This is a genomic window from Arthrobacter castelli DSM 16402 (assembly GCF_000430705.1).
Taxonomy (GTDB): domain Bacteria; phylum Actinomycetota; class Actinomycetes; order Actinomycetales; family Micrococcaceae; genus Arthrobacter_C; species Arthrobacter_C castelli.
The window spans coordinates 91,989-112,636 of the sequence record NZ_AUMN01000003.1 but is presented as its reverse complement, the minus strand read 5'-3'; the positions used below and the strand labels follow the sequence as shown (position 1 = coordinate 112,636).

General features: G+C 60.3%; 16 protein-coding genes. 8 read left to right on the top strand and 8 right to left on the bottom strand.

Features of this window, described 5'->3' with window-relative positions:
• Window positions 1-74: 74 nt before the first annotated feature.
• Genes H535_RS0105005 through H535_RS0104995 form a run of 3 tightly spaced genes read right to left on the bottom strand, consistent with a single transcriptional unit; the run spans window position 75 to window position 3,224 of the window.
• Complete coding sequence (locus H535_RS0105005) at window positions 75-926, bottom strand: carbohydrate ABC transporter permease (RefSeq protein ID WP_026818685.1); 852 nt, start codon at window positions 924-926, stop codon at window positions 75-77.
• A gap of 3 nt (window positions 927-929) precedes the next feature.
• Entirely contained in the window at window positions 930-1,913 is a 984-nt protein-coding gene (locus tag H535_RS0105000; protein ID WP_081416448.1) for a carbohydrate ABC transporter permease, read from the bottom strand.
• A gap of 21 nt (window positions 1,914-1,934) precedes the next feature.
• Window positions 1,935-3,224 carry an ABC transporter substrate-binding protein gene (locus H535_RS0104995; RefSeq protein WP_162144852.1) on the bottom strand — a complete coding sequence of 430 codons (1,290 nt, stop codon included), beginning with the start codon at window positions 3,222-3,224 and terminating at the stop codon, window positions 1,935-1,937.
• A gap of 623 nt (window positions 3,225-3,847) precedes the next feature.
• Between H535_RS0104995 and H535_RS30260 the strand changes: the two genes are divergently transcribed.
• From H535_RS30260 to H535_RS0104975, 3 genes are all read left to right on the top strand, one after another.
• Window positions 3,848-4,738 (top strand): Gfo/Idh/MocA family protein, encoded by an 891-nt coding sequence (locus tag H535_RS30260; protein WP_342667713.1) that lies wholly within the window; start codon window positions 3,848-3,850, stop codon window positions 4,736-4,738.
• Between the two features lie 92 nt (window positions 4,739-4,830).
• Window positions 4,831-5,892 (top strand): DUF6807 domain-containing protein, encoded by a 1,062-nt coding sequence (locus H535_RS30255; protein ID WP_342667712.1) that lies wholly within the window; start codon window positions 4,831-4,833, stop codon window positions 5,890-5,892.
• Window positions 5,889-7,004, top strand: coding sequence for a M24 family metallopeptidase (locus H535_RS0104975; RefSeq protein WP_081416446.1), 1,116 nt, complete (start codon window positions 5,889-5,891; stop codon window positions 7,002-7,004). The genes H535_RS30255 and H535_RS0104975 overlap by 4 nt, the downstream gene beginning before the upstream one ends.
• On the opposite strand, the gene H535_RS0104970 is transcribed toward H535_RS0104975, so the two are convergent.
• From H535_RS0104970 to H535_RS0104955, 4 genes are read right to left on the bottom strand one after another with little or no spacing between them, the layout of a single operon-like run.
• A complete protein-coding gene (locus tag H535_RS0104970; protein WP_026818680.1) occupies window positions 6,988-8,061 on the bottom strand; it encodes a mandelate racemase/muconate lactonizing enzyme family protein in 1,074 nt (357 codons plus the stop codon). The two genes, H535_RS0104975 and H535_RS0104970, sit on opposite strands and share 17 nt — an antisense overlap.
• Window positions 8,058-8,966 (bottom strand): 5-dehydro-4-deoxyglucarate dehydratase, encoded by a 909-nt coding sequence (locus H535_RS0104965; RefSeq protein WP_026818679.1) that lies wholly within the window; start codon window positions 8,964-8,966, stop codon window positions 8,058-8,060. Before H535_RS0104965 ends, H535_RS0104970 begins: the two co-directional genes overlap by 4 nt.
• Window positions 8,963-9,952 carry an NAD-dependent epimerase/dehydratase family protein gene (locus H535_RS0104960; RefSeq protein WP_026818678.1) on the bottom strand — a complete coding sequence of 330 codons (990 nt, stop codon included), beginning with the start codon at window positions 9,950-9,952 and terminating at the stop codon, window positions 8,963-8,965. The genes H535_RS0104965 and H535_RS0104960 overlap by 4 nt, the downstream gene beginning before the upstream one ends.
• Complete coding sequence (locus H535_RS0104955) at window positions 9,945-11,369, bottom strand: Gfo/Idh/MocA family protein (RefSeq protein ID WP_051298556.1); 1,425 nt, start codon at window positions 11,367-11,369, stop codon at window positions 9,945-9,947. The genes H535_RS0104960 and H535_RS0104955 overlap by 8 nt, the downstream gene beginning before the upstream one ends.
• 207 nt (window positions 11,370-11,576) lie before the next feature.
• Here H535_RS0104955 and H535_RS23535 point away from each other — a divergent pair, with 207 nt between their 5' ends.
• The 3 genes from H535_RS23535 (at window position 11,577) to H535_RS0104940 (ending at window position 15,687) form a co-directional block, all read left to right on the top strand.
• On the top strand, window positions 11,577-12,641 hold the full coding sequence (locus H535_RS23535) for a LacI family DNA-binding transcriptional regulator (protein WP_051298622.1): 1,065 nt from the start codon (window positions 11,577-11,579) through the stop codon (window positions 12,639-12,641).
• Between the two features lie 18 nt (window positions 12,642-12,659).
• Window positions 12,660-14,258 (top strand): aldehyde dehydrogenase (NADP(+)), encoded by a 1,599-nt coding sequence (locus H535_RS0104945; RefSeq protein WP_051298554.1) that lies wholly within the window; start codon window positions 12,660-12,662, stop codon window positions 14,256-14,258.
• 94 nt (window positions 14,259-14,352) lie between these two features.
• Window positions 14,353-15,687: a glycoside-pentoside-hexuronide (GPH):cation symporter gene (locus H535_RS0104940; protein ID WP_026818675.1), complete on the top strand. Its 1,335-nt coding sequence runs from the start codon at window positions 14,353-14,355 to the stop codon at window positions 15,685-15,687.
• Here H535_RS0104940 and H535_RS23530 read toward each other — a convergent pair.
• Window positions 15,684-17,687 (bottom strand): beta-galactosidase, encoded by a 2,004-nt coding sequence (locus H535_RS23530; RefSeq protein WP_035768402.1) that lies wholly within the window; start codon window positions 17,685-17,687, stop codon window positions 15,684-15,686. The genes H535_RS0104940 and H535_RS23530 overlap by 4 nt on opposite strands.
• 166 nt (window positions 17,688-17,853) lie before the next feature.
• On the opposite strand from H535_RS23530, the gene H535_RS0104930 reads away from it, so the two are divergent.
• Together H535_RS0104930 and H535_RS0104925 are read left to right on the top strand one after the other, a co-directional pair.
• Entirely contained in the window at window positions 17,854-18,840 is a 987-nt protein-coding gene (locus tag H535_RS0104930; protein WP_026818674.1) for an acetylxylan esterase, read from the top strand.
• A gap of 133 nt (window positions 18,841-18,973) precedes the next feature.
• Window positions 18,974-20,362, top strand: a complete 1,389-nt coding sequence (locus H535_RS0104925; RefSeq protein ID WP_026818673.1) for an MFS transporter — start codon at window positions 18,974-18,976, stop codon at window positions 20,360-20,362.
• Window positions 20,363-20,648: the final 286 nt, after the last annotated feature.

Genomic DNA, 20,648 nt, shown 5'->3' with positions numbered 1-20,648 from the left:
ACTGACTAACAGACATGGATTACATTCGCCCAACCAAACAAAAACGCACTGTTTTTGCTTAGACTTCAGGGACTCTATAGCTTCATACCTGTCGTCGAGACGCCCTTGACAAGGTATTTTTGGAAAAATAGGAAGATTACTATTACCGGGATAATGGACAGAATCGACATCGCAAACAGCGCGCCCCACTGGCTATTCCCGGCATTACTGAGGAACAGGTTCAACCCGGTAGAAACTGTGAATTTACTCGGATCACTGAGATATACCAGTTGACTAAAGAAGTCATCCCAGGTCCAGTAAAACGCAAATATCGAAATCGTAATCAAGGCAGGCTTAGATAACGGGAGTATGACCCGCCAAAACACTTGAAATGTTGAACAACCATCAATAATGGCGGCTTCATCAAGCTCCTTTGGAAGCCCGCGAATGAACTGAACCATGAGGAAAATGAAGAAGGGCGTAATACTGACGCCCAAAAAGCTTGGCACGATCAATGGTAGGAACGTGTTGACCCACCCAAGTTCGTGGAAAATTATGTACTGTGGGATCAATGTTACTTGAATCGGCAACATAATTGACATCAGCATCAGGGCAAACATAATTTTCCTGAGTTTGAACTTTAAACGCGCGAAAGCGAATCCTGTAAGGCTGGCTATGAAAATGCTTCCAACCACAACAGCACCGGCTATGAGGAACGAGTTCAGAAAAAAAGTTCCAAACCCTACCCCGCCAGCGCCTTGCCAACCTACGACATAGTTCTGCAAGGTCCAGTTCTCGGGGATAAGCCCCGGCGAGGAAAATATCTCCGATGTTGGCTTAAAGGAGGAGAACAACATCCACAATACCGGATAAATCATTATTACGCTCAGTATAATGAGTACCGCGTGGGTACCCAGCAGCCGTACGTGGCGCTTCTTCGTACGCATAATCTAATTGTCCTCCGTGTCTTCGTAATGGACCCAGTACTTGGAGGTCAGGAATATGAAACCGGCAACGACAGCTACAACGATAAGAAAAACTACAGCCATAGCAGCGGCATACCCCATATGGAAATACTGGAACCCCTGGCGATACAGATACAGAACATAAAACAACGTTGAATTGATCGGCCCGCCATGCGTGATGATATAGCCTTGGGTAAACACCATAAACGCATTGATCGTTCCCATAACCAAGTTAAAAAAGATGACTGGCGATAACATCGGCAAAGTTATATGGAAAAACTGGCCAACCTTCGAGGCGCCGTCGATTGCCGCCGCCTCATAAAGTGGGTCTGGAATCTGCTTCAGGCCGGCGAGGAATATAACCATTTCAGAACCAAACTGCCATATGCTCAGGAGGACAATCACGTAAATCGCATACTGTGGCGAGGAAACCCATGCTGGTGGATCGTCAACCCCAATATTCATCAACACCATGTTAATGAGTCCCCGGTCACTGAATATGTTCTGCCACATGATTGCGACGCCAACACTTGTCCCAATCAGCGATGGTATGTAGAGCAATGTCCGGTAGATACCGATACCCTTGATATCTTGGCTGAGAAGCACCGCAAACAGAAGCGAAACGACTAGCCGAACCGGAACGGCGACCACGACGTACAACAGCGTGACCATCAAGGATGTGATGAACAGGTCGTCCGTGAGCATGGTGGCGTAATTATCGAGGCCCACCCATTCAGGTGGCGACAACAGATCATACTCAGTAAAGGACAGGTAGACTGATAACAGGAATGAACCGAGGGTCAGAGTAAGGAGCCCGATCAACCACGGCGTCAAGAACCCATAAGCGGTCAGGCTTCTTCTGATACCGTCATTCGGTCTACGTGCTGGGCGCGACGCGCGTGGGCGTCCAGCCTCCGAGGGACCAGCCTCGGACTCGTGAACTACTTCCGTAGATTTCGTTGTTGACACTGCGAGTCGCCTCTCCGGAATTTAGCTGGTGCTGAGAATCGAGCTTGCCTGATCCACAAACTTCGCTGCAGCCTCATCAGGTGTCAACTTCTTAAACTGAACCTGTTGCGCGATCTTAGTGAACAAGTCGATGATGCGACTCGTCGATGTCGGATCGACTGGCGGCGCTTCGCCCGCAACACTGGAGACCTTGCTAACGAAGTCGATCACTTTCTCATCCATTTTTGTTGCCCTGGACTTGACTTGAGCCCGGATGTCCTCGTTAATCGGCACGCCGCGTTCTGTCCCGAGAAGTTTGCTTGCTTCCGCGCTGTTGATCAAATAGTCCACGAGCTTTGTGGCATCACTCTTCTGAGAAGTTTCCTTTGAAATCGACCAATACATGCTGGGCTTGAGAAAGTATGGATGGTTACCACTGTCAAGATGTGGAAACATCGTCATGCCCAGCGGGCGGTTCATCAGTCCCTTCAAGGCCGTGTACTGACTGCTCCATGCGAAGCCGAACGCGGCCTGCTGCTTCACCAGCGGGTAGTCTTGGATCTCGCCGTGCCCGACGGATGCACTCACCTGAGCGGGTGGTGTAACTCCCTGTTCTTGAAGTTTTAACCAGTAGCGAAACCAATCTGCCACGGTTTCGGTCGATACGGCCATGGACTTCATGTCCTCGCTATAGAGCTGTTCACCCTTGTCGCGCGCGTAATACTTGAGATAAGATAGCTCGTCCATGATGTTTTGCGCACCGTACGTATCTGGAAGCTCTTTTGACACTTTCTTTGCTATATCAGCAAACTTGCTCCAGGTCAGTCGCTGAGTCGGATCGAACTTTATACCTGCCTCTTTTAAGATTGCCGGGTCGTAGAACATAGCTATTGCATTTACACCTGTCGGTATTGCATACAACTCATCATTGACTTCCCCTGTGGCCAGGCTTTCTTCATCAAGCTTGCTCAAGTCGAGATTTGTCTCATCAAAATTCATCAATGCGCCGCGTTCAGCATAGCTACGCAGATACTTTCTATCCATTTGGAGGACGTCAGGGGCGGAACCCCCAGCAAACTGGGTGGACATCTTCGCCCAGTACCCATCCCATCCAGTGAATTGCGGCGTCACTTTGATCTTGGAATTTTTCTTCTCAAACTGCTTCAACAAGTCGACTGTGTAATTGTTTCTGTCCTGAGATCCCCACCAAGCTACCGATAGTGCACCAGCGTCTTTAGAGCTCGTATCGCTACCACCTGAGCACGCAGTAATGGACAGGAGCGCTGTCGATACTACCGCTGCGATTATCGGCTTTGTATACTTCGTCATCATTAATCCTCTCCTCGTGATTTTGTCTCGACGCCAGTGTGGTCTCGTATTTTGCTTCATTTATTACGTCGCTATCGGGCCATTGGCCAAGTCCGGGACGTTTGGTTTACACACGTGGATGTAGTGGAAACCGAGTAGTGACTTGGATATGCCTTATTTATCAGTGCGTGGATGTGAAATTGTCTATTTGCTGGTCATTACAACCGTGAGACGCGTCTGGTGATCTCAATGACTAAGCTGAGAAGCTTATTCTGTTGTTTCCAGCTTCTCCTTCGGCACTTATACTCTCGTCCGGGAATGCGCTTTCCCTATATAGTTGCATGGCGGCTGGGTGATGTCAATCACGAATTTTGGGCGCCACCATGCCGAGGCCGACCCACTGTTTGCCGCATGACGCGATGCGGGCGGCAGATACGTTGCTGCGCAGGCTCCATGCGGAACATCCGGCGCGGTATACCGCCGCCTGGCACCACGGTGGACATATCTTCGATAGCAAGTTCCTGACCGAGGCGATCGCCTTTCTCACAGGGGCCACGATGCCGGAAAGCGCTTTCTACGGTAAGGTGTGCTGATCACAGGTGAAAAACACGTGCGCCGAGTCAACAATACTTCCGAGGACAAGAGGCATGACGCTCAATTCCGCAGACCAGCAGCATCGACAGACGTCCGCTTCCGGCGCAAGCGCGGCATCATCCACGCCGCTGCCCCGGATCGCCCTGGTGGGGGTCCATGGCTATGGAAGCCAGCACCTGGTCAATCTGCGCCGCTTGCAGCAGCAGGGACGGCTGGAGTTAGTGGCCGCAGCCGACCCGCATGCACCGGAACACCTGGACTTCCCCGCCCCGGTGGCGATCTTTGCTTCGTTGGAAGAACTGCTGGGGGCCACCCCGGCGGTCGACGTTGTCATCATCGCTACTCCCATCCAAACGCACGCTCCCTTGGCGCTGACCGCAATGGCGGCCGAAGCGGATGTTTACCTGGAGAAGCCGCCGGTGACTTCGCTGGAACAGTATGAACAGTTGCTCCAGGCAGCCGCCCACAACAGCAGCTCCGTCCAGATCGGGTTCCAGAGCCTGGGTTCCCACGCCCTTACAGCGATTGCCGACCTTATTGCCAGCGGCCGCATTGGAGAGGTCCGCAGCATCTCAGCCACCGGGCAGTGGGTGCGGACACGTGCTTACTACCAGCGCTCCCCCTGGGCCGGAAAACGGCGGATCCAAGGCACCGACGTCGTCGACGGCGTGGCCACCAATCCATTAGCACATGCCGTCGCCACCGCTCTGCATATCGCGGGCGCCCGCGAGACAAGTGACATCGCCGGCGTCGACACAGACCTGTACCACGCACACGACATCGAAAGCGATGACACATCCGTCATCCGGATACGCACCACCAACGGCCCAACGGTCACTTGCGCGCTCACGTTGTGCGCCGCCGAATCCGAAGAACCCTATGTCACCATCGATGGCACGGCAGGACAGGCAGTCTTCTATTACACTGCGGACCTCTGCAGGTAAACACCGCCGACGGCCAGTTCCAGGAAACTTTCCGCCGATCCAACCTGTTGGAGAACCTCCTGGAGCATCGGACCGGCCATGCCTCCTTGCTCATGCCGCTGGAACACGGCGGCGCGTTCATGCGCGTGCTGGACCAAGTCCGCACTGCCGCGCCGCCGGAATCGGTGGATCCCGCTTACGTACGCTGGGAGGGCGAGGACGAGGAGGCGCATCCGGTGTTAGCCGGCCTCACAGAGATGATCCACCGCGCCACTGAAGCGGAAGCAACCTTCGCCGATCTCGGCGCGCCATGGGCGCAACAACTCCCGGCCGGGGCAACCGCCCGGATTGCGGGACGAGCTGTCGCCCATTATCAGACCGGGGAACACATCAGGACGTCTTCGTCGCCGCGGCCATATCTGCATCCCGTCGCCACGCTGGGCGGCACGGTGGTATCCGATCATATGCCGCTGGACCATGTCTGGCATCTTGGTGCCGGCGTTGCCATCCAGGACGTCAACGACATTAATTTCTGGGGTGGGCGAAGCTACCGCCGTGCGGCGGGGCGGTACATTTGGCGTCGGGACCACGGCCACATCCGTCAGGCGGATGGTCTTGAACAAGCGCCGGACCGGATGTCCGAGGCCCTGGAATGGGTTGGCCCCAATGGCGCCATAGTATTGAACGAACGCCGCAACTGGTCGTTCAGCCAACTCGACGACGATGCGTGGCAGCTCGGCCTTGAATTCACCCTTTCCCCGGCTGCAGCCGAACCAGTGAGCCTGGGCAGCCCGGGATCCCATGGACGCGAGCAGGGCGGTTACGGGGGGTTCTTCTGGAGGCTTCCGCCTTGCACCGCCGTTAACGTGCGGACCGCCAGCGCCACTGGCGAAGATGAGGTGCATGGTGCTGTGGCTCCTTGGATGGCCTGGACAGCGGAGTTCGAGGGCCGGCCTGCAACGCTCATCTTCCTGGCCGGACCGGAGGCATCTGATCCCTGGTTCGTGCGGGTCAGCGGCTATCCCGGGGTCGGGCTGTCCCTTGCCTGGGATGCGCCCGTTGAGGCGACACGCGAGAACCCGCTGGTCCGCTCGGTCTCAGTGATTGTGGCTGATGGGTCGCTGAGTGATCCGGAGGTGGAGGCTGCCATCGACAAGGCGGGGAACCAAAGATGAACAACGCGGCCGACGCCATCGGCAAAATGGACGTTCAGTCGACCACTGCCGGGCCCGCCAGTACCGACAGGGACATCAAGCGCAGGCGGGTGCTGGATATCCTCGACGTCAGCGGGCGGGATTCCCTGCTGCTGACGTCCCAAACCGCGTTGTCCTGGTATTTGGAGGGCAGCCGGATCCATGTCGGTTGGGCCGCCGATCCGGTTGCCGCTATGTTGGTGGACCGCGAAGGGGACCATCTCATCACTTTCTCCAATGAAGCAGAGCGGTTACGCCATGAGGAAGTCCCGGACGACGTCGCAGTTCACGAGGTGCCATGGTTTGGCAGTCCCCGGGACGCTGCCGCCCGGATGGGCTCCGGCACGAGTCCGCTGGAGGAAAGAGACGTCGCCCGGCAGTTGCGCGATGCCCGGCAGCCGCTGCTCGCCGGGGAAGCTGAACGCTATGCCCGCCTCAACGCGGATGCCGCCGCAGCCCTGACTGACGTATTGACCGGCGTGGCCCCGGAGACGACCGAATTTGAAGTGGCTGGGCGGCTGGCCGGACGAATAGTGGACGCCGGTGCGGAGCCGATGGTCTTGTTGTGCAATGGCGCTTCCCGCGCCCAATACCGCCATCCACTTCCGACCTCCGCTCCGCTGGGGCGACGTGCTATGGCGGTTGTCTGCGCGCGGCGTCACGGCATGGTGGCGAACATGAGCCGTTGGGTCCGTTTCGACGACGGATCGCCGCGTGAGCTTGATGCCGAGACCCGCATCGCAGCAGTCGAGGCGGATATCTTTGCCGCCACGGTACCTGGCGCCCGGCTGAATGACATTCTCCGCCAGGCCGCCGCGGCGTACGAGCGGCACGGATTCGGGCCGGATGAGTGGCGACTGCATCACCAAGGGGGTCCGGCCGGCTACGCCGGACGCGATCCACGTGCCACTGAGATGACCGACGAGGAGGTTTTCCTTAACGGTGCTTTCACGTGGAATCCGTCGGGTCCGGGCGTCAAAATCGAGGATACAGTGATGCTGACCGAGACGGGCATCCGTGTTCTCAGCGTTGATGGGCGCTGGCCGGTGGCCGACGTCGGCGGGCTGTCCCGGCCAATCACGCTGCAGCTTTGAAGATGAAGCCCAATCCGGGCGCACCAGTGGACCGCAGGTGACTGCCTTCGATCGTCACCGGTGATTCGTCGGTGAGCACCCCGAGCTGACCGAATGAGGCGTCCTCGAGGTCCTCCACCCAGGCGGGATCAGCCAGCGTTAAGGCCAGTTGGCCGGACAGTTCCGGCAACAGGTGCGGGGCAACCCGGATGCTATGCATCCGCGCCAGCTCGGCGATGCGGCGGAATGGCGTAATCCCACCGACCCGGACGATGTTCGGCTGGATAATATCAACCGCCTCCGCAGCGATGAAGTCGCGGAACCGGTAGGTGGTATGGACGTTCTCCCCCAGCGCAATCGGCACGGGTAAGTGCCGGCCTAACTGACTGTAGGCCCACAGGTCGTCCGCGCGGATCGGCTCTTCGAGCCATTCGAGCCCGTATGGGGCAAGGAGATCCAGCGCCCGCCGCGTGGTGGGCAGGTCCCACCGTTGGTTGGCATCGATCATGAGCTTGCGGCCCGGGCCGATCACCTCGCGCACGGCCGCCACACGCTCCACGTCTTCTGCTATGTCGGGCTTGCCGACCTTGATCTTCACCGCACGTTTTCCGGCTGAAACCCAGCGTTCAGCCTGTGCCACGAGCTCGGCCAGCGAATAGTGCAGATTCACCCCCGAACCGTAAACCTCCACCGAGTCCTGCCGTGATCCGAGCAGCTTCGCCACGGATTGGCCGGCCCTGCGGGCTTTGGCGTCCCACAGCGCCAGATCCAGTCCGGCCATTGCAATTGTTGTCACCCCGGCGCCGCCCGCTTCATGCAGGTGGGCCCAGAGCTGGTCCCACAGCACTTCCGGCTCCGCGGAACGTCCCACCGCGAACTGGCTGATGTCATGGTCCAGCAGGGCCTGGACCGCCTGGGCTCCAATAGTGGGAGTCCACGCGAATCCGTACCCCTCGCCGCCGTCGTCGGTGTAAACCGTGGTGGCAATAATGTGGTTTTCCGGCACTCCCGCTCCCCACGGCCGCCGCAGCGGCACCGTGAGGAGGCGGGTCTGGAGCCCGGTCACGGAAGCTGTCATTTACCCGAAACCAACTCTTCGCCGCCAGCGAGAATATTCTTCAGCTGTGCCAATTGCTCCTCGGTTGGGTCCGTCAGCGGCGGGCGCACCGGGCCCACCGGCAATCCCGACAACCGAAGACCGGCCTTCACCAAGGAGACCCCGAAGCCCGGGGTCTGGTCCCTCAGCCGCACCAACGGGATGTAGAAGCTGTCGAGCAGCGCTTGCCGCCGTCGTTCATCTGAGGCGATGTATGCGTCATAGTAGGCGGTGGCAATCGCCGGCGCCATGGCGAATGCAGCCGAAGAGTACAAGGGCATGCCAATACCCCGGTAGGCCCCCTGGGTCAGCTCGGCGGTCAGCAATCCGTTGAAGAACTGGAAGTCGTCCCTTCCGGTGTTCCGCACGGCGGACACTATTTCCTGAGCAGTGCCGACGTCGCCAACGCCGTCTTTGAAGCCAATCACCTTCGGATTCGCGGCCAACCTCTCCATGGCCGGCGCCGTGAACCGTGCGTTGGCGCGGTGGTACACAATAACCGGCAGGCTGCTGGCAGCGGCGATGGCCTCCACGTAGGCAATCGTCCCCTCCAGCGGCGCGTTAACCAGATAAGGCGGCAGTACCAGCAGCGCATCTGCTCCCGCTGCCTCGGCCGAACGGGCCGCCGCCCGAGCATGCCCCAACGGTCCGCCGGCTCCGGCGATCACCGGGGCGGCTCCCGACGCAGCTTCCACCGCGGACGAGACCACCGTGTGCAGCTCATCGGCACCCAATGCGTGGAATTCTCCCGTGCCGCATGCGGCGAAAACCCCGCCGGGATTATAGGGGAGCCTCGAGGTGATGTGCTCTTTCAATAGACCGACGTCCACTTCATCAGCACTGGTGAACGGCGTCACCGGAAAGAATAGTAATCCATCAAACTTCATTGGGCTTCCTCCTGATTGGACCCGGCAGGAGCGAACCCGCCGGACGTTTGGGCAACACTGCCGGCAGCGGCGACGCCATCGTCGGATTCTGGACTGAGTTCGGTGCGCCAGCTTCGCTTCGGATGCCATCCGAGCATCTGCCTGGCCTTATCGATTGAGAAAGCCGGGCTGTCCCCGGTCAACGGCGCTGCAAGCCGGGCCGAACCTGGCACAAACTGCGGGATCAATTCCGCCAACGGTTCCCGCGCCAGCGCATCAGCTGCTCCGACGAAGAATGTCTGCGCATTGGGAATGCTGTCCATCTTCTCCAGCAGCAGGATCAGGAATTCCGCCGCGTCCCGGGCATCCACGTAGTTGAACAGGGCCGGGGCTGACAATCGTGGATCGTCCAGCCGCTCGCGCACCGTATGCCCTTGCTGGGTCGGCGCTCCCCTCCACTCTTCCGGCGAAACCACGAAACAGGGGCGGAATGCGGCGTACTGGACATGGTTCCCGTTGGCCGCAGCGAGCATGTGCATAGTCTCTTCCGCGACCATTTTTGACAGCCCATAGGCGTTCCACGGACGCCGTGCGCATCCTTCGTCGATGGGGAAACGGCCCGGCAGCCACCCTTGAGGGTTGCCATAACCCATCACGGTAGGGCTGCTGGCCGTAATGACACGGGAGACACCGGCACCGGAAGCTGCGCTCATCACTGCGTAGGCGAGCCGGGTATTGGTGGACAATATGACGTCTTCAGGCGCGCTGAACGGCACAGCGATGGCCGCCAAGTGGATGACAGCGTCGGGGACGTGTTTGGACATTACCCGCTCGGCCTCGCCGGGTGCCAGCAGATCGATGACCTCCTGGACGATGTCGCCACGCAGTTCACCGGCCGGCACCGATTCGCGGTCCAAGGAGACGACGTCGTAGCCAGTTTCCGCGAGGCTGGCCACAACACTGCGGCCCAGCCGCCCGGAGCCGCCAGTCACAAGTACTCTAGTCATTGCTTTCTTCCTCCGGTTGAAGATCGACCCCCAGGTCCAAATCCCTGATGCGGACCGGAAGCGAACTCTGCAGGGACTCATTTCCGGCGATGCCCACAGCGACCGAACGGATGCCGTCCAGATATCCGGACGGTCGCCCGAGCGGATCGTCACCCGGACCGTGGAAGAGGTCCGATAGCAACAGCGCATCTCCGCCGCCATGGCTGCCTGCACCGTTGACAATAGGAACCTCGTATGCCGGCTCCCAGTGGCGCTGGACCACCAGATGCTCGCCGTTGCGCCGGACCGCGTCCTCTTCATCGGTTGGAGTGGCGCTGGGGTCAACCACCGGCTTCTTGTCGTTGCTGGTATGGACCGCCGCACGCTCGACCACCTCCAGTTCGGCCCTTCCTTCCGTGCCGTTGACGGTCACCCGGTACCCTTCCCACGGGCTGTGTGCATTCAGCGAGTAACTCAAGGTGGCGCCACCGTGGTATTCGACAACGAGGGCCAGATTGTCTTCAATGGTGATCCCGGAACCGAATACGTCCTGATCGCGCCGGTAGCCGTCGAAGTGCTCATTGTCGTAATACAGCGCTCGCAGCTTTTCATCGTCGCGAAGATCCAAGGCGAATGGATCCTTCACACTGGCATCGGAGGTTCCACGATCAGGGCGCGGACCCAAGCCCCTGGAGGCTGCGTTGGCTTCCCCGTAGAACCGCAGCCCGCCGGAGGCGAATACCCTCTCGGGCACATCGCCGATCCACCAATTGACCAAGTCGAAATGGTGTGACGCCTTGTGGACCAGCAGGCCGCCGGAATTCTTCTTCTCCCGATGCCATCGGCGAAAATAGTCCGCCCCATGGACAGTGTCGAGCACCCAGCTGAAGTCGATGGACGTGACCGCGCCTATCGCGCCGTCCTGAATCACTTCCTTGAGCGCGCTGTTCCGGGGCGAATACCGGTAATTGAAGGTCACCACTACGTTCCGGCCGGTTTCGGCCACCGCCTGGTTAATCCGGCGGCATCCTGCTGCATCTATGGTCAAGGGCTTTTCAACTACGACGTCGGCACCGGCCCGCAACGCCTCGACAATGTAGCCGGCGTGCGTGTAGTCCGGAGTTGTAATGATGACCCGGTGCACGTTGTTTGTGGTGACGAATGCGGTAAGTTCGGCCGGTTCGAATGCCTTTGGTTCCGGGGTGGCCCCCGCGGCCAACCCGCTCGCAAGATCCCGGTAGTACTGCGTACGCCCGGGATTCACATCCCCGATACCAACGAGTGTGGCGCTATCGGCATGGTCGCCGAGAATAGCGCGAATATACATCTCGGAACGGGAACCGGCGCCAATTAGGGCAATCCGCCGCCGACCTGTATCAAATGCGGACGAGGGCTGAGCCTGGGTGGGATCAGTAGTGACGTGATCAGCAATTTCCATGGTGGTGGGATAACCCCTCAAGTCGAAACATGAACAGCGAGCCGGTTCAAATGGACTAAACTACAGTGAGAAAACGCTTTCCCAAATCGTTGTATGATTTGTATCAAGACCCAGTCGGTCCCGTCAACGCGCAGCGGGACCACGCACCTTCAACCGCTTCCACCAGGCGGCGAAGAAGACAGGAGGACTGCGCAGGGAATGGAGTCCATGAACAGGAAAGAGGCCGGGCGGATCGGAATTGCCGACGTCGCTGCCAAAGCGGGTGTCTCGCACGCCACAGTCTCACGCGTGATGAACGGAAATTTCACCGTTGATCAGAAGATTGCTGCGCGGGTCCGGTCGGCGGCCGACGAGCTCAGGTATCACCCAAGCCCGGTAGGCCGCAGCCTCGCACGGGGCAAGACCGAAACCATCGGCATTCTGGTTCCAGATCTGGCCAACCCCTCGTTTCAGGCACTATTGAAGTCCGTCAGCAATACTGCTGCCAGGGATGGCTACCGCGTGCTGATCGCAGACTCTTCCGAGACCCCGAGCGAGGAATCGATCCTGGCCGGCGAAGCGCGCCGGCGCGGTGACGGCGTCGTACTCTGCGCGCCACGGATGGGCCGGGGCGAACTCGAGGAGCTTGCCCCCTCCCTGCAACCGATGGTGCTGATCAACCGGACCACCGCCGACGGCGCCCCCAGCCTTTCAATCGATTACCGCCAAGGTATCCAGGAACTGGCGGAGCATCTGTATGGGCTGGGGCACCGCAAAATCGCTTTCCTCGCCGGGCCGGATAGCAGCGCCTCCAACGCTCACCGGGTTCGCGGGCTGGAAGAATTCTGCTCTCGCCATCCGGATGTCCAGCTCACGACGGTGCCCGGCGGATCCAGTTTTGACGCCGGCCACCGGGCGGCCGGCGATGTACTGGGGCTGGACATTACGGCTGTTCTGGCCTTTAACGATCTCGTCGCCATGGGACTCCTCAGCAGCATCCACGAACACGGTGCCCAGGTGCCGGGCGAGCTATCGGTCGCGGGCTTCGACGACATTCCCTTTGCTGCCTATACAACACCATCGTTGACGACAGCCGCGGTGCCGATCCACGAAGTCGGCGAACAGGCCTGGCTCTGGCTCCGTGACCTCATACAGGGCGTCCCGGCGGAAAGGCGACAGCCTTCCAAAGCCATATTCAAACCGCAGCTGCAGATACGGGGCAGCACCGGTCCTGCACCCCACCGCCCCACGGATGCGCCCGTGGCAGCCACTGGAACCAACTCCCCCGAATAACAACAGTTAGGAGCACTAATGAGCGTCGCTGCACCCTCAGCAGTCTTGGGGAAATCGATCATTGCCGGCCTCCGCACGGATGGCGGCGACGGAACCGTCATGGCCGTCAACCCTGCCACAGGCACGCAACTTGACCCGTCGTTCGGTCTGGTCAGCATGGGGCAGTTGGAGACGGCGACCAAGGCCGCGGAGGCGGCTTTCGACACGTTCCGCTCCACGTCGCCCGAAGCGCGGGCCGCCTTCCTGGAGCGCGTCGCGGATAACATCGATACCCTGGGCGGCGAACTGACCGAACGGGCTGTGGCGGAAACGGGCTTGCCCGCAGCCCGCATTGAAGGCGAGCGCGGCCGCACCGTGGGGCAATTGCGCTTGTTCGCCTCGGTCGTCCGCCAGGGCGACCATGTGCAGGCCCGGGTCGATCCGGCCCAGCCGGACCGGGCTCCGGCGCCGCGGCTGGACATCAGGCAACGGCACATTGGCCTCGGCCCGGTCGCCGTCTTTGGGGCCAGCAATTTCCCGCTGGCATTTTCGACGGCGGGTGGAGACACTGCGTCGGCGCTGGCCGCTGGCTGCCCGGTCATTGTCAAGGCCCATAATGCCCATCCAGGCACGGCCGAATTGGTCGGACAAGCCATTACCCGGGCGCTCGATGAATCCGGCTTGCCCGCAGGAGTGTTCTCGCTCTTGTTCGGCACTGGGCGGAAAATCGGCCAAGCGCTGGTGGCTGACCCGCGGGTCAAGGCCGTGGGGTTCACCGGGTCCCGCACCGGCGGGCTGGCGCTGATGAAGGCCGCGTCCGAGCGAGATGAACCAATTCCGGTCTACGCCGAAATGTCCTCCATCAATCCTGTTTTCGTCCTCCCCGGGATTCTGGAAGGCGACCAGAGCCAACTGACCGATGGCTTCATCGGATCGATGACCATGGGGTCGGGCCAGTTCTGCACCAATCCCGGACTCGTCTTTGTACCCGAAGGCACGGATGGAGACCGGTTTGTGGACTCGGCTGCTGCGGCATTGTCCGAAACCGCCGGCACCACCATGCTCACCTCCGGAATTTCCGAAGCGTGCGCCGCCGGAATCGAGGGCATGGAACAGGCGCCGGGCGTTTCCCGGGTCGCAACGGGCAAGCCGGGCGGAACGGAGAATGCCCCGGCCCCGGCACTATTCAGCACATCGGCGGCCAAATTCGCCGATGCACCGGCCCTGCAGGACGAGGTGTTTGGCGCCGCCGGACTGATCGTCCGCTATCGCAGCACAGCAGAGATGGTGGAAGTCGCCGCGAAGCTGCAGGGCCAGCTCACCGCCACCGTGCACTGCACCCACGACGACGGGAGCGATGTCCAGGTGCTGCTGCCGGTGCTGGAGCGGAAAGTGGGCCGCATCCTGTTCAACAGCTGGCCCACAGGTGTCGAAGTCGGTCACGCCATGGTTCACGGCGGCCCATTCCCCGCCACCTCTGATCCCCGTTCGACGTCGGTGGGATCGCTGGCCATCCATCGATTCCAGCGGCCCGTCAGCTACCAGAACATTCCGGACGAGTTCCTGCCGTCCCCGATCCAGGATTCCAATCCCTGGAAGCTGAACCGTCGCGTGGACGGAGCAGTCGAGCCCGCCTAGCTAGGTTCATCGGGCTATGTCAGACAGGCCCCCGCCGGCTCGGCCGGCGGGGCCACCAACAGCACGAAAGGATCAGCCACAAGGCTGCAGCGGAATGAAGAAGCTCAGCAGTGTAAGTGTTCTCGGCTACGGCGCGGCAGATACCGCCAACAGCATGACGATCAGCACTGCGAATCTGTTCCTGCTGTTGTATTACACCGACGTCGCGGGCATCGGCGCCGCTGCGGCGGGTACGCTCCTGCTGGTGGTACGGATTTTCCACGCCTTCGCGGACATCGCCGCCGGTCGGATCGTCGACCACAGTTTCAGCCGCAGGTGGGGCAAATTCCGGCCCTTCCTGCTCTTCGGCTTTGTTCCGCTGGTACTCATGGCAGCAGCATTCAACGTTCCGGATATCGGCGAAACCAGCAAACTGATCTACGCCTACGTCACCTATGCAGCATTCTCCATGGGCTACAGCCTGGTGAACATTCCCTACGGGTGCCTGATCGGGGCAATGACCCAGAACCCGCGGGACCGTGCGAGGCTGGCCGGAGCTCGCACTATCGGAGGCTTGCTGTGCTCCTCCGCGCTGGGCATATTCGTCGCACCGCTGATGGTGCCCGGCAACGACTTGCAGAGAATCTTCACCGTCCTGACGGTAATCTTCGTCGTCGCAGGATCAGGCCTGTATTTCTTCACCGCCGCCGTCACCCGCGAACGGGTCCAGCGTGACGTGGTAAAAATTTCGCTCGCACAGAGTATGACGGCGTTGCGGGGCAACAAACCGCTGCTGGTGCTGTGCACCAGCTCGGTGCTGTTCAACACCGGAGCTGTCGCCCTTAATACCTCGCAGATCTTCTACCTGCGCGACGTATTGGACCTGTTGTATCTGTACCCGGCGGTCGCAGCCGGGCATGTGGCCATGACCCTGACCTTGGCCGTGGCGGCTCCGCGGCTGGTGCACCGCTGGGGCAAAAGGAACATGTACTTCTCGGGCGGGATCCTTGGTATTGCCGGAGGCCTCGCCGTCTTCCTGGCTCCAACCGCGGCTCCCATCGTTGGCGTCATCGGAATATTCGTCTGCCTCATCGGCTCCGCCCTGGTGAACATTCTGGTTTGGGCGCTGGTGGCGGATACCGTCGAATTTGGCCAGTGGAACACCGGTGTACGCGCTGAGGGCGTCAACTATTCGGTGCTGTCGTCGACCAGGAAACTGGGGATGGGCCTCGGCGGCGCCCTTGCAGCTTTCGCCCTGGCGGCGGGCAGCTACGCTCCCGACGCCGTCGAACAGTCCCAATCTGCGATGCTCGGCATCAGGGCTGCCGCAGGGCTATTTCCCGCCGTCCTGATCCTGGCCGCTGTCGCCGTCATGTTCTGGTACCGGCTGACGGACAAGCGGCATGCGGAGCTCATCGTGGAAATTGAGCGGAGCAGGTCCCTGGATTAGGAGGCTGCCGAATAATTCGGCGGGCCTGCATGACCAGCAATGAAGGCAAACCCGAAGGGCCCGAGATGGACTTTGTCCACTGCTTCGCCGGCCAGCAGGTCGGTGCCGGACATGTCGATCGCAGCGGGCACATCGTCATGATTGATGACCGTCAGTACATTTCCCCGTTGGATCGCTTCAACGGATTCGGGAAGGTTACTCAACACGGGCTTCACCCCGGCCGCGTCGAGAACCTGACCGATGAGCAGTCCGAGACCGCTGGAGTCCGGCACCGTAGCCAGGTACCAAGCTTGCCCGGCGCCGGCATGATTGCGCGTGAGGGCAGGCGCCCCCTCGTTGTATCCGCTGGTGAACCTCGCCAACACCTCCGCCCCTGCTGTCTGTATTTGTTCCGCAAAGTAGGTGCCGTTGAAGGCCTCCTCCTCGAATCGCACCCGGGCACTCTTCCGGCCGGGTCCCGAACTGCCAGGAGGGACCAGTGCCCCAAAATCCTCCAATGCCACACCGAGCACGGAACCAAGTTGAGTCAGGTAGCCGCCAGGACGAAACTGGTCGTTCTCGTCCACCACGTCGCTGAAGGCAGTGACCAGAAGATGCCCGCCGTCGTCGACGAAGCCAGCCAGGTTTGCCGCGTCCGCGCTGCGGAGCAGGTATAGATGTGGTGCCACCACAAGTTGGTAATGATCCAGCGCAGCTGAGGGGTGGACGAAGTCGACTTGAATGTTCTGCCGGTGGAACACGCCATACCACCGCTGCACTTGTGCCAAATAGTCGAACTCGACGGGGTGGTCGGGGTTTTCGACGGCCCACCAGTTTTCCCAATCGACGACTATCGCCACCCTGGCGTCCATCGCGCCAGCCGGTAATTGCGGCAAGGAGCCAAGATCAGCACCCAGCTGCACCACTTCGGACCACGTTCTTGTTCCTGTGCCGGCATGGGGAAGCATCGCCGAATGGAACTTTTCCGCCCCGGCTCGTGATTGGCGCCATTGGAAGAACATGACGCCGTCTGCACCGCGGGCCACCGCCTGTATGCTCAAAGCGGCCATCTGACCGGGTGCTTTTGGCGCGTTACTGGGTCGCCAATTCAAGGCACTGGTCGATTGTTCCATCAGGACCCACGGGGTGTCCGGCTTGAGCGAACGCATCAGATCGCGGGCAAACGCGCTGGTCCGGAAGCTTTCGGGATCGTTGGGATCGGGATAGCAGTCGTCGGAAATCACATCCAGTTCAGATGCCCATTGCCAGTAGTTCGCCGGCTTGAACGGTCCCATGAAATTCGTCGTCACCGGCTGGGTGGCTCCGGCCGCCCGGATGATTGACTTCTCCATCCGGAAGCAATCCAGCATGGCGTCGGAGGTGAAGCGCCTGAAGTCCAGCAGCTGACAGGGGTTGTGGCTGTAGGGCGCGCGCCGGGGAGGATAGATTTCCTCGAAAGACGTATACCGCTGGGACCAAAACCATGTGCCCCACGCCTCGTTCAAGGCATCAACGCTCTCATACCGTTCCCGCAGCCATTTCCTGAAGGCGTCCCGTGCGGAATCGGAGAAATCCTGCGGCAGATGGCATCCATATTCGTTATTCACGTGCCACATCACGACGGCGGGATGCTTCGCATAGCGTTCGACGAGCCGGGTGACGAGCCGGGAAGCCAGACGCCTGTAGGCGGGTGAGGATGGCGAGTAATGCTGCCGGCTTCCAGGCCAGTACGCCGCTCCGTTTTCGTCGGCCGGGAGAATCTCCGGGTACTTCGCAGTTGCCCAAGGTGGCGGGGAAGCAGTGGCGGTGGCCAGGTCAACTGCTATGCCGGCGTCGTGCAACAGTTCAATAATGCGGTCCAACCACTCAAAATCAAAGGTGTCTTCATCGGGCTGGATCCGCGACCATGCGAACACTCCGAGGGTCACCATGTTCACCCCGGCCTCGCGCATCCGGACAATATCCTCCGGCCACACGCTCTCCGGCCATTGTTCGGGGTTGTAATCGGCACCGTAATACATCGATTCTCCTTACCAGCAGCGCAGTGAAGACCACAAATGCCATTCCGGAAGACAAGGGCCGATAAGTCCACTGGAAGGCGCCGTCCGTCGTTGAATCGTATCAAAGTATGCGATGTAATGTGATTCAACATACAACCAGCTTCATTTCAATATTGGAAAGTACGACATGCCTCGATTCGATCTCCCTCTTCATGAGCTCCGGAACTACCTGCCACAGCGCGACGAACCAATGGACTTTGACGACTTTTGGAAGACCACACTGGCCGGCGCCTCCAGCTATCCATTGGATGCCACCTTCGACGAGGTGGATGCCGGCTATTCGCAGCTGGTGACTGAGGACGTGACGTTCGCCGGGCACGGTGGTGACCCCGTGCGAGGCTGGATGCTGCGGCCGCGGCACGTAAAGGGACCAATGCCGGTAGTGGTGACGTTTATTGGCTACGGCGGCGGCAGGAGCCTGCCGGGAGAGTGGACGGCCATCCCGTCCGCCGGCGTCGCCCACTTTGTGATGGATCTGCGCGGACAAGGAGCCGGACACCGCCCAGGCGATACACCCGATGGAGCAGTAGGCGGACCGCACGTGGGCGGACACCTCACGCAGGGAATCGAGTCCGAGGAAAACTACTACTATCGCCGACTCTTCACCGACAGCGTCCGCGCAGTCCAGGCCGCTCAATCCCACCCGGCGGTGGACCCAGAACAGGTCCTGCTGTCCGGCGGCAGCCAGGGCGGAGGCATTTGCCTGGCAGCCTCTGCGCTGGCTCCGGTTATCCTTGACCATCCGCCGATGGCCGCCATCATCGACGTTCCGTTTTTGGCCCATATCCGCCGGGCCACAGAGATCGTCGATACACAGCCGTACAGCGAGTTGGTCCGATATCTGGGGATGCGCCGCGGACAGGAAGAGCGGGTATTCCGTACGCTGAGCTACTTCGACGGCGTCAACTTCGCGGCACGGAGCACCTTGCCTGCCCTATTCTCGGTGGGCCTGCTCGACGCCGTCTGCCCGCCGTCGTGCGTGTATGCGGCTTACAACCACTATGCCGGACCCAAAGAGATGAACGTTTTCAGCTACAACGGACATGAAAACGGTGGCCCCTTTCAACAGGCAGAGCACATCCGCTTCATCCGCGAGACTTTCAGAATGCCATGACCGCCATTACGCGTCATCCCAAGCGCGCACGAGATGGCAGGAGGGTTGTGCCTTGAATCGATTCATGTTTTACTGGAAAGCGCTTACTTGATGTGTCTCAACACACAAACTGAGACGATATTTGGAGGACCAGATGCACGATGAAGTGACAGCAGCGGAGCACTCGCGCACGCAATCCCGCCGGGCCGCCGCGAGTGGCTGGATCGGGAGCACCCTCGAGTACTACGATTTCGCAATCTACGGGACGGCCGCTGCGCTGATCTTCCCCCAGATATTCTTCCCCGAGGGAGACCCGGCGATTGCAGTGATCGCGTCTCTGGCGACCTACGGCGTCGGCTATGTCGCCCGCCCGCTCGGTGCCTTCATCCTCGGCAACCTGGGCGACCGTCACGGGCGTAAGAACGTCCTGGTTATGGCGATGCTGCTCATGGGCGTCTCGACGTTCGTCGTCGGGCTCCTCCCCACGTACGGGCAAGTCGGCTTGCTGGCACCGCTCCTCCTCGTGGTTCTGCGGCTCGTCCAAGGCTTCGCTGTTGCCGGCGAACTGAGCGGCGCGAGCGCCATGATCGTCGAGCACGCACCCGATAACAAGCGCGGCTTCTATGCAAGCTTCAGTCTGCAGGGAACCCAAGTCGGCAGCATCCTTGGAACCGCCGCTTTCATCCCTTTGTCCACCTTGCTCAGCGACGAGGCTTTCCAGGCGTGGGGATGGCGCGTGCCCTTCCTCCTCAGCGCAGTCGTTATAGCCGCCGCGATGATTATCCGCATGAAGGTCCGTGAATCGGAAGTCTTTATCGAGCACTCGAAGAAGCAACCCGAGCAGACCTCAGTATGGCGGGTCTTCCGCGAAAATGGTGGCACTGTTGTACGGGCAGTGTGCATGGGCCTGGCCAATGTCATCGGAACCACTGTCGTCATCTTCGGCACCGCTTACGCCACGCAGGAGTCCTACGGCATTGGCATGAGCGAAGAGACTTACCTGTGGATGCCTGTTGTCGCGAACATCGTCGCGATCATTCTCATCCCGTTCTTCGGACAGCTGTCCGACCGGATCGGCCGTCGACCGCTGATGATCTTCGGCCCGCTCAGTGCCGGTGTTCTCACATTTCCCTATCTGTGGGCTGTGAGTGAGCGCAATGTGGTGCTAACCGTCGTCCTCGCTGTGCTCATGTTTGGAATTCTTTACCAGATGTGGAACGCGACCTTCGCGAGCTTCTTCCAGGAGATGTTCCCGACCCGCAACCGCATGGCCGGCTTCGCGCTGTCGCAGAATATCGCCTTGTTCCTGGTGGCGATGCTGCCGAGCCTCTTCGCGTTCATTGCGCCGCCTGGATCTGACTCAGTTCCGTTGGTCATCGGCGGCATCACGCTCGGCATCTCAATGATCTCCGCGGTGGCGGCATGGTTGTCAAAGGAAACCTTCGACGTCACTACGCAGTCCCTCGACGGCGAACAGGCGCCTCAGGATCAGGCTCAGGATCGGGGCCGGACACAGAATCACGCTCAAGCTCAGCGCCACTAAGCACACACAGAAGAAAAAGGCGCCGCCCGGTACGCATCATCTGCGTCCGGGCGGCGCTTCGACGTAGTCGAGCCTGATACGGCCATCGGGAATCCAGCCGAGTTTCTTCACAGCCACGTGGTTCATGACCCCGGGGGCTTCCCAGTCGTACCGGTTGTTTCTGCGCCTGAGATCGGATCTGTTCAACGGCGACCGGATCAAGCTGCCACACAGAGGGGTCATAACCCTGCCCTTCGGTGCCACCAGAGTCTTCCTACCGGCGGCAGCCAAACGGGCATGACGAGGG

What these genes read in the sequence shown, in the direction of transcription:
- H535_RS0104930 (WP_026818674.1), top strand. Translation starts at nt 17,854, where the DNA reads ATGCCTCGATTCGATCTCCCTCTTCATGAGCTCCGGAACTACCTGCCA.
- H535_RS30260 (WP_342667713.1), top strand. Translation starts at nt 3,848, where the DNA reads ATGACGCTCAATTCCGCAGACCAGCAGCATCGACAGACGTCCGCTTCC.
- H535_RS30255 (WP_342667712.1), top strand. Translation starts at nt 4,831, where the DNA reads ATGCCGCTGGAACACGGCGGCGCGTTCATGCGCGTGCTGGACCAAGTC.
- H535_RS0104970 (WP_026818680.1), bottom strand. Translation starts at nt 8,061, where the DNA reads ATGACAGCTTCCGTGACCGGGCTCCAGACCCGCCTCCTCACGGTGCCG.
- H535_RS0104940 (WP_026818675.1), top strand. Translation starts at nt 14,353, where the DNA reads ATGAAGAAGCTCAGCAGTGTAAGTGTTCTCGGCTACGGCGCGGCAGAT.
- H535_RS0104925 (WP_026818673.1), top strand. Translation starts at nt 18,974, where the DNA reads ATGCACGATGAAGTGACAGCAGCGGAGCACTCGCGCACGCAATCCCGC.
- H535_RS0104975 (WP_081416446.1), top strand. Translation starts at nt 5,889, where the DNA reads ATGAACAACGCGGCCGACGCCATCGGCAAAATGGACGTTCAGTCGACC.
- H535_RS0104960 (WP_026818678.1), bottom strand. Translation starts at nt 9,952, where the DNA reads ATGACTAGAGTACTTGTGACTGGCGGCTCCGGGCGGCTGGGCCGCAGT.
- H535_RS23535 (WP_051298622.1), top strand. Translation starts at nt 11,577, where the DNA reads ATGAACAGGAAAGAGGCCGGGCGGATCGGAATTGCCGACGTCGCTGCC.
- H535_RS0104965 (WP_026818679.1), bottom strand. Translation starts at nt 8,966, where the DNA reads ATGAAGTTTGATGGATTACTATTCTTTCCGGTGACGCCGTTCACCAGT.
- H535_RS0105005 (WP_026818685.1), bottom strand. Translation starts at nt 926, where the DNA reads ATGCGTACGAAGAAGCGCCACGTACGGCTGCTGGGTACCCACGCGGTA.
- H535_RS0104955 (WP_051298556.1), bottom strand. Translation starts at nt 11,369, where the DNA reads ATGGAAATTGCTGATCACGTCACTACTGATCCCACCCAGGCTCAGCCC.
- H535_RS0104995 (WP_162144852.1), bottom strand. Translation starts at nt 3,224, where the DNA reads ATGATGACGAAGTATACAAAGCCGATAATCGCAGCGGTAGTATCGACA.
- H535_RS23530 (WP_035768402.1), bottom strand. Translation starts at nt 17,687, where the DNA reads ATGTATTACGGTGCCGATTACAACCCCGAACAATGGCCGGAGAGCGTG.
- H535_RS0104945 (WP_051298554.1), top strand. Translation starts at nt 12,660, where the DNA reads ATGAGCGTCGCTGCACCCTCAGCAGTCTTGGGGAAATCGATCATTGCC.